Raw genomic sequence first — 17,662 nt, 5'->3', positions numbered from 1 at the left:
AAAACCAAGTAATTTTTTTATAAAATTGCATTTTTTTTGATTTTTATCTGATTTTTAATTGTAATGCAAAACAATAACGATATTTTAAAAGCCCAAAGTCCAGCTGCTTTAGCAGAGGAATATATTGTAAAAAGCATTTGGCAAGATGTTTTTCCTGCGAGCAGTAATTTACCATCAGAACGTGATTTAGCCGATAAGATTGGTGTAACTCGCACTACCTTACGTGAAGTTTTACAACGTTTGGCTCGTGATGGTTGGCTAACAATTCAGCACGGCAAACCCACTAAAGTAAATAATATTTGGGATGCTGCTGGGCCGAATATTATTGAAACCCTAATTGCTTTAGATATGCAATCCGCGCCCTTAATTATTGATAATATGCTGTCTTTACGTAGTAAAATGTCGGAATCTTACATTTATGAAGCCGTAAAGAATTCTCCTCAAAAATCTGCCGCACTTTTTGCTGAATTAGGGCAATTACAAAACACAGCACAAGATTACACAGAATTTGATTACCAATTATTTCGTCAATTCACTGTTGTTGCCAACAAACCCTTTTATCGTTTAATTTTCAATAGTTTAAAAGGCGTTTATCAGCGAATAGGATTGTTATTTTTTAAAGAAAAAACACACCGTGAATTAACAAAGCAATTTTACTTAGAAATGCAACAAATTTGTCTTGAGGGAAATGCCGATGCAGTAGTGGATTGCATCCGTAAAAATAATTTACGTTCTTCGACCTATTGGAAAGCTATTCTTGAACGATTACCACAGAATTTATCAGATTAATACTGGAAGCGAATTTAAGAAAAAATATAAAACTTTTCTTATAATTACAGAATCATTTTCACTAATTTATCTGCTTTAATCCGTGCAAATTTTTTCAGAAGTTTTTGCACTGGTTCTGGGTATTGATTCAATTCTTCTAATTCAGTGTAATATTTTAATACCTTTGTATGTTGGCGAATTTGGTTTTGCTCTTTTTCCACTTGGGCTAAAAGCTGTTGTTGTGGATCGTAAATTAATAAGCCATTTTCTGCATCCAAACGCCATGCTCGAGGGTTAAGATTATTGCCCGTGAGTAAAATATAACGGTCATCTACCCACACACCTTTTAAGTGGTAAGTATTATCGCCGTCACGCCATAAACGCACCACAAGCTGACCTCTTTCAATTTGAGTCTCAAATTTTTCACAGAAACGGCGAAGATTACTTTCATAAAGATAAGGTAACGTCCCCGCCATTTTAAATGGTTGTTCTGGTGGAATATAAAAATCGTTTGCGACTTTATCGCCAACAATAATTTCTACTTGTTTACCATTTTCCAACAACGTTGCTATTTTATGTTGCAATGTGCGTGGGAAATTAAAGTATGGCGTACAAATCACCAATTTTTCTTGCACTTGCAAGAATAAATCTTCAATCACTTGATTTAATTCGTTGCCCGATGCACCTAAGCCAAACAATGGCGATACGCTTAAAACATTTGGTAATTTCACCGCACTTTTTAATGAATATTTTCCATTTTGAGCAAGGTCTTTGCGATAAATGCGAATATTGCCGCGGATCTCTTTAGTTCTAGGGCGGTTGGTCACATCAAGTGGATAAACGGCACTGAAATCTAACAAGTAATCATTGATGAAATTTACCATCGAATCAGCTAATTCGGCATGAGTGATTTTTTGATAGCGGTCATAACGATATTTTTCAAGTTGATGAAGATAGACATTATTAATGCTTGCACCGCTATACAGCACCGTATCATCAAATACAAAGCCTTTAACGTGCAATACACCAAAAACTTCGCGCGTGTTAATTGGCACGCCAAAGAACATATTTGGATCATCTGGTAACTGATAAGTTTGGCGTTGCTCGCAATACCAATCTGCATTGGTGGCAGATTTTTCCGCACCTAATAAATTGCGTTGTGCGCGATGCCAATCTATGAGAATTTTTACATCCAAATGTGGATTTTCTTGCTTCACGCGATAAATTTCATCAAGGATTTCCTGCCCCGCTTCATCTTTTTGCCAATAAAGTGCGGTGACATAAATACGTTTTTTTGCGTTTCTGATTAATTCAATAATTTGAGTTTTAAATTCAGCCGGGCTACCCAAAAATTCAATTTGCTCAGCTTGCAAAGCAAGGAATGGCAAATTATTTAAATTTTGTTCAGCTCGTTTGGTTTTATTGATTAACATAATCCATCTCGTGATTAAAGACTAGTGCGTTAGTTTACAATATTTCACGTGCTTATTAATAGAAAAAAGGCTTTTTTTCGTTATAATGCTCACAAATTTTAGCATTTTTTGGCTAAATAATAGCCATTTTAATTCAGGAAAATCCTATGAACGACAAACGCAAACCGTCTTTTCAATCCGCAGGAAAAACCTTTCAAAAACGCTCAGTGGGGGAAAAGTATCGAGAAAAACCAAGCCAAAATCGACCGCACTTTAATGATAAATTTAATGGAAATAGAAACGAAAAATCTCGTTTTTCTCGTGATAAACAAGAAGTGAAAGAAACTAAAATTACGCAACTTTCTTTATCTCGTGCGCCATCAAATAAAAATGTAGAAAAACCTAAGGTTCAAGTGACAATAAAAACGACGGGCACGATTTATAAAACAAAAGAAAAGAAAACGGGTGCACTTTCTCCTCGTGCGCCTGAAAAAATTAAGAAAAACCGTGCGGAAGAAATGAAGGTTTACGGTGAAAATGCCTGTTTAGCTTTATTTGCAGAACGCCCTGAAAGTATTGTTCGATTGTGGGCAACCGTACAAATGTCACACAAAATTGGCGAAGTATTGAGTTATTTAGCTGAAAACAAAAAGGCTTATCATATTGTAGATAGCGAAGAATTAGCTCGCGTGAGCGGAACAGAACATCACGGTGGCATTTGCTTATTAGTGAAGAAACCGCGAGCTTTTACGTTGCAAGGATATTTGGATATTCCTCGTAACGAGGATTGTTTAGTGCTATTAGACAACGTGAATAATGCACAAAATATCGGTGGCGTATTGCGTACTTGTGCTTATTTTGGCGTGAAAAATATTGTCGCTGATAATGTGGAAAATCTGTATTCGGCAGCCTCAATGCGTGTAGCAGAAGGCGGTGCGGAATATATTCGTGTGCTAGAAACGGATTATATTGATTCGGCTTTGATGCAATTGCGTGAATCAGGCTATCAAATTATTCACGTATCGCACAATAAACAAGGTGAACCGTTGGATAAAGTGCGGTTAAAAAATAAAGTGGTTTTTGTGCTAAGTGAAAGCTCTACGGAAAGTTTAGCGACGCCAGAGGATACACAAGTGCGTTTAACGCTCGCAAGCCCAATTAAATCAGGCCTAAACATTGCGGTGAATGCGGGTGTGTTGTTGGCGAAGTGGTATTTTAGATAAGTCTTCGTTTTATCGTGAGTAAACATACTCACGATAAATTATTTTATAGCTTTTTGTTGAGCGTTTAAGTAAAATTCGCGTCTTCTTTTTTATAAGAAACAATGAAATTTTTTAAACAAATATAACAAAAAGGAATTAACTTATGATGTACAATCTGCCAGCCATAATTTAGCAAAACACAGCAAAAATCAACCGCACTTTAGTGCGAAAATTTCTCTTATTTTCCTTTCTCTTTTTTCTGTTTTAAGTGTGCCTGCGTGGGAGGATAATGTTACTCTCACACAAGAAGAATACAACACATTGATTAATCGAATTACCAATTAGAACAAAAATTTGGCACAAATGCTGCTGGTGGTACAGCCATTGGGAACAACGCACAAGCAGGTTATGTGGGTACTGCAGTGGGATATAATGCGAAAGCTACAGGCAATCTATCTACCGCTATAGGTGTAAATTCTGAAGCAAGTGATAGTAATGCAACTGCGATAGGTTTAGGTTCAAAAGCGACAAAAGTTGATGAAATTGATCGTCGAGGTCGTCGTGGTGCAGCCATTGCTGCAATGGAGCTATTGCCGCAACCTCGTACTAATGGTAAATCTACCATCAGTACGGCGGCTATACATTATCGCGGCGAACAAGCCTTAGTTGTTGGATACTCCCACGTGACGGATAATGGTAAACACATTATCAAACTCAGCGGAGCATCTAATATGTCTGGTAAGAAAGATGTTATGCTTGGTGCTGCTTATGGTTATGAATGATAATTAAGCGTTTTTTATCAGTGAAATAGAAATATTCTCTATAGAAGCTCAAACTCAATCTCCATTAAATAATATTGTCAATCATCATTTTTCCACAGTATATATTTCATTGATAAGTTCAATGATGTTCAAGAAATGAACGATAAACAATCAATATTTTCAGTCATTTTATATAACAGTGAATATTGAGGATGGTTCGCCTTTCCCAATGAAGCAATTTATGGTATTTTACGCAAAATTTTTAACTTAAATTAATAAGGAAAACACAATGGAAGCACAAAGCCCAATCTCCACGCTATTTATTTTCGTGATCTTCGGTTTAATTTTTTACTTTATGATTTATCGCCCACAAGCTAAACGCAATAAAGAACATAAAAAATTGATGTCTGAGCTTGCAAAGGGTACTGAAGTTTTAACTTCTGGTGGTTTAATCGGCAAAATTACTAAAGTAACCGAAGGTAGTGATAGCATCGTGATTGCATTAAACGACACGACAGAAATTACGATTAATCGTAACTACATTGTGAGCGTTCTTCCTAAAGGTTCATTAAAATCACTTTAAGAGTAACGTTAAATTATTTTCCAGAGCCACGTATTGTGGCTCTGTGCGTTAGAAAAGAAAAGGAAAACTATGTTAAACCGTTATCCATTATGGAAGAATTTGATGGTGATTTTTATTGTAGCCATCGGGATTTTATATTCTCTTCCAAATATTTATGGTGAAGATCCTGCGGTTCAAATTTCTGGTACGCGCGGTCAAGAAGCGAATACTAGCGTGCTTGGACAAGTTCAAGATGTGCTTAAAACCAATAATCTTCCAACCAAATCTGTCGTACTTGAGAACGGCTCAATTTTGGCTCGTTTCACTAATACCGATGATCAACTCCTCGCTAAAGATAAAATTGCTGAACGTCTTGGCAATAATTACACCACTGCATTAAATCTTGCTCCTGCGACTCCAGCTTGGTTAAGTATGTTTGGTGCTAACCCAATGAAATGGGGATTAGATTTACGCGGTGGGGTTCGTTTTTTGATGGAAGTGGATATGAATGCAGCACTTGTAAAACGCCAAGAGCAGTTACAAGACAGTTTGCGTGGCGAACTTCGTAAAGAAAAAATTCAATATACTGCTATTAAAAATACTGAGCATTTTGGTACGTTGATAACCTTAGCTAATGTAAACCAGCGTGCTAAAGCTGAGCGAATTATTCGCCAATTGCATCCAACATTAGACATTACTGAGCCTGATGCTGATAGTATTAATTTAGGGCTATCTACTGCAGCATTAAATGAAGCACGCGACTTAGCCATTGAGCAAAATTTAACGATTTTACGTAAACGTGTTGCTGAATTAGGGGTTGTAGAAGCAGTAATTCAACGTCAAGGTGCGGAGCGTATTGTGATTGAATTACCAGGTGTTCAAGACACTGCACGTGCAAAAGAAATTTTAGGGGCAACGGCAACACTTGAGTTTCGTATCGTAAATCAAAATGTTACAGCCGATGCTATTTCTCGTAATATGTTACCAGCTGATTCGGAAGTTAAATATGATCGCCAAGGTCATCCTGTTGCATTATTTAAACGTGCGGTATTAGGTGGGGAGCATATTATTAATTCAAGCTCTGGTTTAGATCAGCATTCAAGCACGCCGCAAGTAAGTGTAACCTTGGATAGCGAAGGTGGCGAGATTATGTCTCAGACCACTAAAAAATATTACAAAAAACCAATGGCAACGCTTTATGTTGAATATAAAGATAACGGTAAAAAAGATGAAAATGGCAAAACCATTTTAGAAAAGCATGAAGAAGTCATTAATGTTGCAACAATTCAAGGGCGTTTTGGTTCTAATTTCCAAATTACTGGTGTTGATAGTATTGCCGAAGCGCACAATCTTTCTACCTTGTTGAAATCTGGCGCATTAATTGCACCAATTCAAATTGTTGAAGAACGAACAATTGGCCCATCATTAGGTGCGCAAAATGTAGAACAAGGGATTAATGCGAGCCTTTGGGGATTAGTTGCGGTTATTGCTTTTATGTTGTTTTACTACAAAATGTTTGGTGTGATTGCAAGTTTTGCACTTGTTATTAATATCGTATTACTTATGGGATTAATGTCTATTTTACCCGGAGCGACGCTTTCAATGCCAGGTATTGCGGGTATCGTTTTAACTTTAGGTATGTCAGTAGATGCGAACGTATTAATTTTTGAACGTATTAAAGAAGAAATTCGTAATGGTCGTTCAATTCAGCAAGCCATTAATGAAGGTTATAACGGCGCATTTACTTCTATTTTTGACGCAAACTTAACCACAATCTTAACTGCAATTATTCTATACGCGGTTGGAACAGGCCCAATTCAAGGTTTTGCAATTACGCTTTCACTTGGTGTTGCGATTTCTATGTTTACCGCGATTACTGGAACTCGCGCATTAGTTAATGCCCTTTACGGCGGCAAACAACTTAAAAAATTATTAATTTAGGCGAGAAATGATGAAACTTTTTACAAAAGATAAAGACGGGCATTTTATCCGTGAAATCAATGGGATCAAGCTCCCGTTCCCATTGACTGAATTTATGAAAGTGCGTAAATGGGGTTATATATTATCCGCACTTTTAATGGTAATTTCTCTATTTTTTATTATTACCAAAGGATTTAACTGGGGCTTAGATTTTACTGGTGGAGTGGTATTTGATACTCACTTCTCGCAGTCCGCTAACCTTGAACAAATTCGTAGTAAACTTCACGAAAATGGAATTGAAAGTCCAGTTGTTCAAACCACAGGATCGGTTCAGGATGTGATGATTCGTTTACCTGCAAGTAATAATGATTCTACCATTGGTGAACACGTCAAAAGTATGCTACAGAATGTAGATAAAGACATTCAAATTCGCAGTATTGAGTTCGTTGGCCCAAATGTTGGTGAAGAATTAGCACAAGGTGCGGTATATGCGACTTTAGCGACATTAGCAATGGTGCTTATTTATGTGGGGTCACGTTTTGAATGGCGTTTAGGCTTTGGCAGTATCGCTTCTCTTGCGCACGACGTCATTATTACGCTAGGGGTATTCTCTGCATTACAAATTGAAATTGATCTTACTTTTGTCGCAGCGATTTTATCTGTGGTGGGTTACTCCATCAACGATAGTATTGTGGTATTTGACCGGGTTCGTGAAAATTTCCGAAAAATTAGACGATTGGATACGATTGATATTATTGATATTTCTTTAACGCAAACTTTATCAAGAACTATCATTACTTCGGTTACTACATTAGTTGTCGTGATGGCATTGTTCTTCTTTGGTGGTCCTTCCATTCATAACTTTTCACTCGCTTTACTCGTAGGTATTGGATTTGGTACTTATTCCTCGATTTTTGTTGCCATCGCCATTGCATACGATGTTGGTTTACGTCGTGAGCATATGATTCCGCCTAAAGTAGATAAAGAAATTGATGAATTACCTTAGTTGATTTACTTTTAGAATAAATTAAAAAAATAGTTAATCGAAAATTTACGATTAACTATTTTTTATTTATATAAATCTCTAATTAAATAAAGTACTTAAAATTCAAAGATTATTTAATCTTGAGGTAAGGCATTTATTACGGCCTTTACTAAAGTGGCTAAAGGAATGGCAAAGAATACACCCCAAAATCCCCATAAACCGCCAAAAATTAATACTGAAATGATAATAATTAGTGGATGTAAATTGACGGCTTCAGAAAATAAATAAGGCACAAGGAGATTTCCATCTAAAAGTTGGCTTACAGCAAAAGCAATAATGATGTACCAAAATGTTGGGCTGATTCCAAACTGGAATAAAGCAACCAATGCAACAGGAATCGTGACAATAACTGCGCCAATATAGGGGACGAGAACTGAAAGACCCACCGCAAAAGCCAATAAGAGTGGATAATTTAGCCCGAAAATTAAGAAAATAATATAAGTGATTAAAGTGACAATCAGTATTTCTAATAATTTTCCGTGAATGTAATTAGAAATTTGCTGTTGCATTTCTTTCCATACTTTGAAAGCTAAGTTTCTATTTTTCGGTAAGAAACGGCTCACGCCTTGTAAAAGTTCTGATTTATCCTTCAACATAAAAAACATCATTAATGGCACTAAAAAGGCATAAATCCCTAAAGAAACCAAGTTCATAATAGAGGCTAAAGAAAGTTTTACAGCAGATTCGCCAAAACCAAGGATTTTTTCTCGCACAGAATTGAAAATAGAATCAACCATTGAATAATCAATAAGTTCAGGATAATTTTTGGGTAAATTGAGTAGCCATTCATTAGATTTATTAAACATAGCGGGCAAATCACTTAATAAGGAAATAGTTTGATTCCATAACATTGGCACCAATACCAAAAAGAAAATTGCTGCTAGACCAATAAAACTACCGAAAATAAGAATTGTCGCTAACATTCTTGGGCATTTTAAATATTGATTTAAAAAATTGATCGGCATTTCTAGTAAATAGGATAGTACTAGAGCAATTAACAAAGGCGCGATTAAATCTCCAAAAAAATAAATGGAGATAAAGCCAAATAATAATATTGCTAATAGTCCCATCGCTTGCGGATCACTTAAACGGCGCGAGTACCAGCTTTTTAACATTTCTAGCATAATTTCTTTTCCTATAAGTATTTTTCGCCATTATAAGTTAAAATTTACAGTGTTTATAGCTACTAAAAGGAAATCCTATGTCTGTTATTATTTATCACAACCCACATTGCTCAAAAAGCCGTGAAACGCTAGCATTATTAGAAAATCAAGGTATTCAGCCAATAATTGAACTCTATTTACAAAAGCAATATTCCATTGATGAATTAAAAAGTATTGCTCAAAAATTAGGAATTGATGATGTGCGTCAAATGATGCGCACGAAAGATGATTTATATAAAAGCTTAAATTTAGATAATTTAGAGCTCTCTCAAGCTGAATTATTAAAAGCCATGAGTGAACATTCAGCACTTATTGAACGCCCAATTGTTATAAATGGCGATAAAGCTAAAATAGGGCGTCCACCAGAAACTGTACTTGAGATTTTGTAATTTAAACGTTTGCGAGTATAATACTCCCGCCGTGGAAATCCTTCCGCGGCTTTTTTGAGGAAAAATTATGGCAAAGCAACAAAAAAGTGCGGTTGAAAATGAAACCGTTTATCAGCATACTCGAGGCGTGATAAAAGATAATGCAGTGATGGCATTGCTAGGCGATAAATTATTTCGTCAGCGTATTGAGAAAAAACGTAAAGGGAAAGGCAGTTACCAACGTAAAGTGAAACACCCAGGGAAAATGTTTGAAAAGCCCGATTATAAATTTTTTGATTACAGAAACTTTATAATCGGGTTTTTCTTAGGTTAAAAATAATAAGGAGTAAAATATGTCAAAACAGCCTCAAATTCTACTTAATAATACGTGGAATGTGCGTATTAGTGATCCCGGAGAGGAGGGGGCAAAAAGCCATTTCTTTGAAAGGATTTATTTAACCCTAACGGCTTATTTTGAAGAAAATAACATACGCTATGAATTTGTGCGTAAAGTGGAGGATCAAATAAAAATTCAACGTTCTTTTACAGAGTTAAATGAATTGTTCAAATTTTTAGGGGATTATTTTGATCCCGTATCTATTGGTCTAGTCGGTGTGAAAATTGGAAACTTAGGGATAAAATCAGAATAAAATATTGATTAATCTATAAAATTTCACACTATATTTTACGATTATTGTAAAACAAAGATCGCACTTTAATGATATAAATTATATCAAAAAGTGCGGTTATTTTTTTATTTATTTTGATAAGAAAAATAGGTTACTTAACAACAAATTTCTTGTACCACAAATTGTAATGAATGTCTCGAAAATTGTTTTTGTTTGCGGTGTTTTAAACGTCTTAAACGTAGATTTCGTGATAAAGAACTTTGTTGTAAATTAGCTTTCTTTTTAAGAAAAGTTTTGCGTTTTAACATTTTATTAATCCTTATTTTCTTTTATTTCTTCTAAATTTTTAACCGCACTTTCGTTGCTTGCATTATCATTTATTATTTGATTTTCTTGGACTCGATGATAATTTACGATGCTATTCATATAGCGGCGAATATTTTCTACATATTGATAGGCTTCATAGCCCCTAGCATAGCCGTATTTGAGTTGGGAATAATAGCGTTTTTCTGCTAATAAAGGCAGATTTTTTTTCACATTGAGCCAATTATCTGGATTTCCTCCAAGATTTTGAGTTAAACGACGTGCGTCAATTAAGTGACCGAGTCCTATGTTATAGGCAACTAAGGCAAACCAAATTTTTTCTTCCTTTTCAATGCCTTCAGGAAGCTGACTAATCAACCAGTGTAAATATTCCGAACCTGCTTTAATACTTTGTTCAGGATTTGTTCTATCACTGATTTTCATATGTTGTGCGGTATTTTTGGTGAGCATCATTATGCCACGTACGCCAGTTGGCGATGTTGCGTGAGGATCCCAATGGGATTCTTGATAAGCCACTGCTGCGAGTAACCGCCAATCTAATTCTCCCTGATATTTTTCAAAAAGCGGTGAATATTGTGGCAGTGTATTTTCAATTGCGTTCATATAAGAACGCGTATCCACGTAATCAAATTGTGAAATATGTCCTAAATATTTTTCTTTTAAATTATCTAAAAGCCCCGTTTCTTCGGCATTATTCATAAAATTGAGTAAAGCCGTTTGCAGATCGTGGTAGGATTTATTGGGTAAATACCAGTGAACGTTTGCTTCATCAGTAATATCAAAGGCAATGGCTAATTCTGGTTTTATTTGTTGCATTGCAGCAATATCAATAGAATTTGCAATAACGTAAGGAATTTTGCCTTCAGCCAGTTGTAGTAATAGTTCTTCTTGAGTAAGTGTTTGATTTCTTTTCCAAGTTAATTGTGGATATTGTTTTTGTAATTCTTTTAACGTTTCTTCTAATGCTAAATTATTTGAGATATAAATATCTTTCTTTACGTTACCTAAATTTTTAGGACGATTTTCATTTTTTCGATAAGCTAATTGCCATGAAGCAGAATGATATGCTGGGCCTATTTGGAAACGTTCCGCATTTTTAGGATGGTATAAAAGATGGGCGGCAGCTAAATCAATATTATGTTTATCAAGTTCATCAAATAACTGCTCTTGATTATCGAAAGTTTTCATTTCGAGTTCTACACCTAGTGAATCAGCAAATGCTTTGGCTAATTCATATTCAAAGCCTCGTTCACCATCTTTATTGGTAAAATAAGAAATCTGGTTATTTATTGTACCTACATAAAGTGCTTCCCTTGATTGAATTGCAGCATAATGATTTTCTTCAGTATGACGTAAAAATTGCCATGGGAATACCATATCAATAGCCCAAAATAATAAAGCTAGAGCAGTAATAATACGTAAAAAAAGACCTTTCAATGATTTTTCCTATATAAAAAAGTTATGGGATTGTAGCCAAAACTTTCACTATAGACAATAAAAAGCCCCTTGAGGTTCAAGAGGCTAAGCGTATGTAAAATATCAGACTATTTATTTTTAGAATGATGATCTACGATCACGGCGTGGTTTGTCGCTAAAAGTGCGGTTACTTTTTTCATTAAATTTACGATTTCCACGATTGTCACCATTTCGTTCATTACGTCCGCGTTCTCCACGGAAATCGCCCCCACGGCCTTTACGTTTACCGTTAAAATCATCACCGCCACGGGAATTATCGGATTTTACTGCGCCTAAGAAAGACATTTGCATTTGTTTATTCAATACGCGTGTTTTTCCGAATTGTTGCAATAATTCTTTCGGCATACCTTGTGGCAATTCAACGGTAGTGTAATCATCATAAAGTTTAATATGACCAATATAACGGCTGTTAATATCGCCTTCATTAGCAATTGCACCAACGATATGGCGAACTTCTACACCATCTGCACGACCGACTTCGATACGATATAAATCCATTGGTCGTGGATTTCCGTAGCCTTTACGTTCGCCACGACGTTCAGCTGAACGTGGATTTTCACGGCGATCACCGCATTCATTACGTTCACGACGACGTTTTTCCATTGGCGGATCAGGTGGAAGAATTAATTTTTGTTTACCTTGTAACAACATTAACATTGCTGCAGCAATATCTTCTTGATCTTGATCGGCTGTGAATAAGTCTTCTAATAAACTACGATATTGTTCTAAATCGTGATGCTCAAGTTGTTTCGTAATTTTTGCAACGAATTTTTTGCGGCGGCATTCTTGTAACACAAGATGATTTGGCAATTCTACTTCATTGATACCTTTTTTCATTAGGTGTTCAATATTACGAAGTAAACGACGCTCACGAGGTTCAACGAATAATAAAGCACGACCAGAACGACCTGCACGACCAGTACGGCCAATTCGATGTACATAAGATTCTGCATCCAGCGGAATGTCGTAGTTTACCACAAGGCTGATACGTTCAATATCAATACCACGAGCAGCCACATCGGTTGCTACTACAATATCTAAACTGCCGTTACGTAAACGATCGAGGGTTTGTTCGCGTAATTGTTGTGTCATATCGCCATTAAGTGCGGCGGAACGGAAACCATTTTTTTCAAGTAGTTCTGTAATGTCTAACGTGCCAGTTTTAGTGCGAGCAAAAATAATTGCGGCATCAAAATCTTCCACTTCTAAGAAACGAAGAAGAGCTTCGTTTTTACGCACGCCGTGCACATACCAACAACTTTGCTCAATATCTGGAGCATTTTCGTTATTAACTTTGATCTTCACTTCTTTCGGATCATTCATAAAACGTTTCGTAATACGACGGATCGGTTCAGGCATTGTTGCAGAGAATAACGCAGTTTGATGATTTTCTGGTAATTCAGCCATGACGGTTTCTACATCATCAATGAACCCCATACGTAGCATTTCATCGGCTTCATCTAATACGATAAAACGAAGTTCAGAAAGATTTAATGTGCCGCGACGAATATGGTCAAGAATACGACCAGGTGTACCCACAACTACTTGTGCGCCTTGTTTTAATGCACGAAGTTGGATGTCATAACGTTGCCCGCCATATAGGGTAACAATGCGGGAGCCATGAGCATATTTAACAAATTGTTCGCACGCATCGGCAACTTGAATAGCAAGTTCGCGAGTAGGTGCCATTACTAACATTTGTGGATGTTTTTCACTTGGATCGATTTGTGCTAATAAAGGCAGTGCAAAAGCAGCGGTTTTACCACTACCCGTTTGTGCCATACCTAGCACATCATTGCCACTGAGCAAATGTGGGATACAAGCTTGTTGAATTGGAGAAGGGGTTTCAAAACCTAAGTCAGAAACAGCTTTTAAGATGAACTCAGGTAAGCCTAAGTCATTAAAAGTAATTTTGTCAGTCATTAAAATACTCGAATATAAATAAGGAAAGCTCAACGGGCTTTCGGGTTTATGTTGCTATTAAAACGTAGTCCTAGGGTAAATATACTCTAGGCTAATTTTAGTGCTGCCTCGTTGGAGGAGAGCAGTTCTCCAAAGGAGAACCGCTTTGCATAACTTAGGGTATACCTACCCTAAGTACTTATTTTGCCACCGCACTTTTTTCTTCTTTTTCGTCTTCTGTTTGAACCGGTTTTAATTTCATTAGTTCAAATGCGGCAAAACGATACTCAACAAAGTTATAAACCTGATTTGCCATAGCTAGTTTAAATAAAGCTGCCGCTTCATCTACTAGCCCTACATTGAGTTTTTGTTTTGCTAGATAAAAATAGGTTTCTGTAAGAATTTCAGCATATTGTTGCGAATTTTCAGCAAATCCATTCGCACGTTGTTGTAATTCTTCTACAGAGATGTGTCCTAAGTAATATTGAACGATATGTGTACCCCAGAAGTCCTCTGATAGCCCTTTTGCTCGTTCAACAAGGTTTGTTTGGGCTTCTTGTGGTTTTAATTTTTGTTCGTTCAAATATAGCCATAAGACACGATAGGGATCTTTTGTATCGGCTTGGTAGAACTGTAAGAAATCTTGCTGAGCAAGAGGGTAACGCCCTACATAATAAAAATTTAAACCACGATTAAGGTGGGTATAGTCATAACCTGAATCTAATTCAAACACCGTATTGAAAGCATCCAATGCGCCGTCGTAATCTTCTTCAAGCAATAAATAAAGCCCTAAGTAATTGTACACAGAAGCCATTTTCGGCTGTAATGCAAGGGCTTGAGTAAAATCGTAACGAGCAAGTCCCCATAATCCAAGGGAATCATAGAGTATGCCACGTTCAAAATGTAGCGATGCACGTTCTTCATTACTCATTTTTCCAACGAGTAGTACTTGGCTTAATCGTACGATCATCACTTCTTGTTCAAAGTGAGTATTCGGATTTTGTTCAGCCAACACGACATGATTTTTAGACACAAAACCGCCCCTAGACTGAACACAGCCTGCAAGGAGTAAGATCGCACATAAGCTAAATAAATAGACTATAAAATGGCGAGATAAGCGAAAACACCACATTTGCTTTCTTTATGCCTAAAAGTTGGAAAACAACAAAACTTGGCAGCTGTTGCTGTCAAGTTTTGATTCAATATTCCAAGATTATTCTTGTTCTTCGGAAGACATTTCTTGGTTAATTTCAGTTTCTTGTTTTGGAGCCAAGTCTTTCATTGTTAAACGAATACGACCTTGACGATCTATTTCAACAACTTTTACGTTTACTTCTTGACCCACTTGGAGGTAATCGCTAACTTTTTCTACACGCTCTTCAGCAATTTGAGAAATATGAACTAAACCTTCTTTATTTCCAACGATTGCGACGAATGCACCAAAATCAGCAAGACGAGTGACTTTACCTTTGTAAATTGCACCAGCTTCAACTTCTGCAACGATTTCTTCAATGCGTCCCATTACATTTTTCGCAGCATTGCCATCGACTGCGGCAATTTTCACTGTACCATCATCATCAATATCAATAGAAGTGCCAGTTTCTTCAGTTAGTGAACGGATTGTTGCACCACCTTTACCAATCACATCTTTGATTTTTTTAGGATCAATTTTCATTGTATAGATACGTGGTGCGTAGTCAGAAATATCCTCGCGTGGAGCAGGGATTGCTTGTTCCATTACACCAAGAATATGCATACGCGCACTCTTCGCTTGGTTTAATGCAATTTGCATAATTTCAGGTGTGATACCTTCAATTTTGATGTCCATTTGAAGCGCAGTGACACCTTCACGTGTACCTGCCACTTTAAAGTCCATATCGCCCAAATGGTCTTCATCGCCTAAAATATCTGAAAGCACCACGAATTTATCTTCTTCTTTCACTAAGCCCATTGCGATACCTGCAACAGCTGCTTTGATTGGAACGCCCGCATCCATTAATGCTAAAGACGCACCACATACCGATGCCATAGAAGAAGAACCGTTAGATTCAGTAATTTCAGATACAACACGCACAACATACGGGAATTCCGCAAGGCTAGGCATAACAGCCGCTACACCACGTTTTGCTAAACGACCGTGACCGATCTCACGACGTTTTGGAGAACCGATCATTCCTGTTTCGCCTACAGAATATGGAGGGAAATTATAATGGAATAAGAAGTGATCTTGACGTTCGCCTGTTAATTCATCAATGATTTGTGCATCACGTTCAGTACCTAACGTTGCAACAGCTAATGCTTGTGTTTCACCACGAGTGAAAATTGCAGAACCGTGAGTACGTGGTAATACGCCAGTACAAATATCTAATGCACGAACGGTATCAACGGTACGACCATCAATACGTGGTTCGCCTGCAATGATACGGCCACGAACGATTTGGCTTTCAAGTGCGGTGAAAATATCCACGATTTTACCTTCGCTGATTTCTTCATCTTCAGCTGTGATTTGTGCAATCACATCTGCTTTAATCGCATCGATTTGTTCGTAACGAGCTTGTTTTTCAGTAATGCGGTATGCATCGCCTAAACGCGCTTCAGCAATTGCTTTTACTTTATTGATTAAATCTGTGTTTGGTTGTGGTGCAACCCAATCCCAACGTGGTTTGCCCGCTTCTTTTGCAAATTCTTTGATAGCTTCAATCACAACTTGTTGTTGTTGATGACCGAATACTACCGCCGCTAACATTTGTTCTTCAGTTAAAACGTCGGCTTCAGATTCAACCATTAATACGGCTTTGTCAGTACCTGCAACTACTAAGTCTAAACGGCTTTGTTTTTGTTCAGCCATCGTTGGGTTTAATACGAATTGGTTATCGATAAAACCAACGCGCGCCGCACCGATAGGGCCGTTGAAAGGCACACCAGATAAAGTTAATGCTGCAGAAGCACCAATCATTGCCACTAAGTCAGGGCTGATTTGTGGGTTTACAGAAACTACAGTTGCCACAACTTGGATTTCGTTGAAGAAACCTTCTGGGAATAATGGACGAATTGGACGGTCGATTAAACGTGCAATTAAAGTTTCACCTTCAGATGGACGACCTTCACGTTTGAAGAAACCACCAGGGATTTTACCCGCCGCATAAGTACGCTCTTGGTAGTTTACGGTTAATGGGAAGAAGTCTTGACCTTCTTTTACATCTTTTTTAGCCACAACAGTAACGAATACCGTGGTATCGTCCATACTTGCCATGACCGCAGCAGTTGCTTGACGTGCAATTGCGCCAGTTTCTAGGGTTACGGTATGCTGACCGTATTTAAATTGTTTAACAATTGGATTCACAATGTTTTCCTTAAAATTTATATTAAAAACAATGCCTTATTTTCCAGATTGCGACTAGCAAAAGAAATCTTTCGAAAAAATGACCGCACTTTCGAGCGCTTAAAATTGCTTTTGATAGCCGCACGCTAATGTAGAAAATAAAGCCTAGGCATTATACAGAGGTTTTTGTGTGATTGGTAACTTTATTTCATTTAACCGACTTGGTATCATAGGATAACTTTTATCCACTATAAGGAAAATTCTATGATTATTAGCAGCTTAACCAGCCCAAATTTTAAAGTTGGTTTACCAAAAGCGATTGCTGAAGTATGTGATTATTTGAATACGTTAGATTTGAATGCGTTAGAAAATGGTCGCCATGATATTAACGATCAAATTTATATGAACGTAATGGAACCAGAAACAGCAGAACCAAGCAGTAAAAAAGCAGAGTTACATCATGAATACTTAGATGTTCAGGTGTTAATCCGCGGTATGGAAAATATAGAAGTTGGCGCTAATTATCCTGATTTGTCTAAATATGAATCTTATAACGAAGCGGATGATTATCAACTTTGTGCAGATATTGATGATAAATTCACCGTCACAATGAAGCCAAAAATGTTCGCTGTATTCTATCCTTACGAACCGCATAAACCTTGCTGTGTAGTGAATGGAAAAACAGAAAAAATAAAAAAATTAGTCGTAAAAGTACCTGTTAAATTAATTTAATTTTTATTTGCAGTATTTCAAAAACAATTAATCCCACTCAAAAGAGCGGGGTTAATTGTTTTATATGCGCCAGAAA

General features: G+C 36.9%; 16 protein-coding genes. 10 read left to right on the top strand and 6 right to left on the bottom strand.

Going from position 1 to position 17,662, the window contains the following annotated elements:
* The first annotated feature begins 63 nt into the window (after window positions 1-63).
* Entirely contained in the window at window positions 64-789 is a 726-nt protein-coding gene (gene fadR, locus ACPT8O_RS02850) for a fatty acid metabolism transcriptional regulator FadR (protein WP_021034391.1), read from the top strand.
* Window positions 790-833: 44 nt separating this feature from the next.
* Here fadR and pssA read toward each other — a convergent pair whose 3' ends face one another.
* Window positions 834-2,201: a CDP-diacylglycerol--serine O-phosphatidyltransferase gene (gene pssA / locus ACPT8O_RS02845; protein ID WP_021034392.1), complete on the bottom strand. Its 1,368-nt coding sequence runs from the start codon at window positions 2,199-2,201 to the stop codon at window positions 834-836.
* A gap of 146 nt (window positions 2,202-2,347) precedes the next feature.
* Between pssA and ACPT8O_RS02840 the strand changes: the two genes are divergently transcribed.
* From ACPT8O_RS02840 to secF, 5 genes are all read left to right on the top strand, one after another.
* Window positions 2,348-3,403 (top strand): tRNA/rRNA methyltransferase, encoded by a 1,056-nt coding sequence (locus ACPT8O_RS02840; RefSeq protein ID WP_021034393.1) that lies wholly within the window; start codon window positions 2,348-2,350, stop codon window positions 3,401-3,403.
* Window positions 3,404-3,792: 389 nt separating this feature from the next.
* A complete protein-coding gene (locus tag ACPT8O_RS02835) occupies window positions 3,793-4,164 on the top strand; it encodes a YadA-like family protein (protein ID WP_021034394.1) in 372 nt (123 codons plus the stop codon).
* A 268-nt stretch (window positions 4,165-4,432) separates the two neighbouring features.
* Entirely contained in the window at window positions 4,433-4,726 is a 294-nt protein-coding gene (gene yajC, locus ACPT8O_RS02830; RefSeq protein WP_021034395.1) for a preprotein translocase subunit YajC, read from the top strand.
* A 69-nt stretch (window positions 4,727-4,795) separates the two neighbouring features.
* Entirely contained in the window at window positions 4,796-6,646 is a 1,851-nt protein-coding gene (gene secD, locus ACPT8O_RS02825; protein ID WP_021034396.1) for a protein translocase subunit SecD, read from the top strand.
* A 10-nt stretch (window positions 6,647-6,656) separates the two neighbouring features.
* On the top strand, window positions 6,657-7,631 hold the full coding sequence (secF, locus tag ACPT8O_RS02820; RefSeq protein WP_005656163.1) for a protein translocase subunit SecF: 975 nt from the start codon (window positions 6,657-6,659) through the stop codon (window positions 7,629-7,631).
* Between the two features lie 113 nt (window positions 7,632-7,744).
* Here secF and ACPT8O_RS02815 read toward each other — a convergent pair whose 3' ends face one another.
* Window positions 7,745-8,794, bottom strand: a complete 1,050-nt coding sequence (locus ACPT8O_RS02815; RefSeq protein WP_006996235.1) for an AI-2E family transporter — start codon at window positions 8,792-8,794, stop codon at window positions 7,745-7,747.
* Window positions 8,795-8,871: 77 nt separating this feature from the next.
* Between ACPT8O_RS02815 and arsC the strand changes: the two genes are divergently transcribed.
* From arsC to ACPT8O_RS02800, 3 genes are all read left to right on the top strand, one after another.
* Window positions 8,872-9,222 carry an arsenate reductase (glutaredoxin) gene (arsC, locus tag ACPT8O_RS02810; protein WP_005653416.1) on the top strand — a complete coding sequence of 117 codons (351 nt, stop codon included), beginning with the start codon at window positions 8,872-8,874 and terminating at the stop codon, window positions 9,220-9,222.
* Between the two features lie 67 nt (window positions 9,223-9,289).
* The gene (locus tag ACPT8O_RS02805) at window positions 9,290-9,535 is read left to right on the top strand and encodes an alternative ribosome-rescue factor A (RefSeq protein WP_005686661.1); all 246 of its coding nucleotides are present in this window, start codon (window positions 9,290-9,292) and stop codon (window positions 9,533-9,535) included.
* Between the two features lie 19 nt (window positions 9,536-9,554).
* Window positions 9,555-9,851 carry a DUF5377 family protein gene (locus ACPT8O_RS02800; protein WP_021034398.1) on the top strand — a complete coding sequence of 99 codons (297 nt, stop codon included), beginning with the start codon at window positions 9,555-9,557 and terminating at the stop codon, window positions 9,849-9,851.
* Between the two features lie 291 nt (window positions 9,852-10,142).
* On the opposite strand, the gene mltF is transcribed toward ACPT8O_RS02800, so the two are convergent.
* The 4 genes from mltF to pnp form a co-directional block, all read right to left on the bottom strand.
* The gene (gene mltF / locus ACPT8O_RS02795; protein WP_021034400.1) at window positions 10,143-11,591 is read right to left on the bottom strand and encodes a membrane-bound lytic murein transglycosylase MltF; all 1,449 of its coding nucleotides are present in this window, start codon (window positions 11,589-11,591) and stop codon (window positions 10,143-10,145) included.
* A 117-nt stretch (window positions 11,592-11,708) separates the two neighbouring features.
* The gene (locus tag ACPT8O_RS02790; RefSeq protein ID WP_021034401.1) at window positions 11,709-13,553 is read right to left on the bottom strand and encodes a DEAD/DEAH box helicase; all 1,845 of its coding nucleotides are present in this window, start codon (window positions 13,551-13,553) and stop codon (window positions 11,709-11,711) included.
* A 178-nt stretch (window positions 13,554-13,731) separates the two neighbouring features.
* Window positions 13,732-14,664, bottom strand: a complete 933-nt coding sequence (gene nlpI, locus ACPT8O_RS02785) for a lipoprotein NlpI (protein WP_021034402.1) — start codon at window positions 14,662-14,664, stop codon at window positions 13,732-13,734.
* 81 nt (window positions 14,665-14,745) lie between these two features.
* The gene (pnp, locus tag ACPT8O_RS02780) at window positions 14,746-16,875 is read right to left on the bottom strand and encodes a polyribonucleotide nucleotidyltransferase (RefSeq protein WP_021034403.1); all 2,130 of its coding nucleotides are present in this window, start codon (window positions 16,873-16,875) and stop codon (window positions 14,746-14,748) included.
* Window positions 16,876-17,118: 243 nt separating this feature from the next.
* Between pnp and nanQ the strand changes: the two genes are divergently transcribed.
* Window positions 17,119-17,586 carry an N-acetylneuraminate anomerase gene (gene nanQ / locus ACPT8O_RS02775; protein WP_021034404.1) on the top strand — a complete coding sequence of 156 codons (468 nt, stop codon included), beginning with the start codon at window positions 17,119-17,121 and terminating at the stop codon, window positions 17,584-17,586.
* Window positions 17,587-17,662: the final 76 nt, after the last annotated feature.

The organism is Haemophilus sp. HN_Hi08 (genome assembly GCF_049824455.1).
GTDB classification, from domain to species: Bacteria; Pseudomonadota; Gammaproteobacteria; order Enterobacterales; family Pasteurellaceae; genus Haemophilus; species Haemophilus influenzae_D.
The sequence above is the reverse complement of the archived record's forward strand: the minus strand, read 5'-3'. Positions and strand labels throughout refer to the sequence as shown.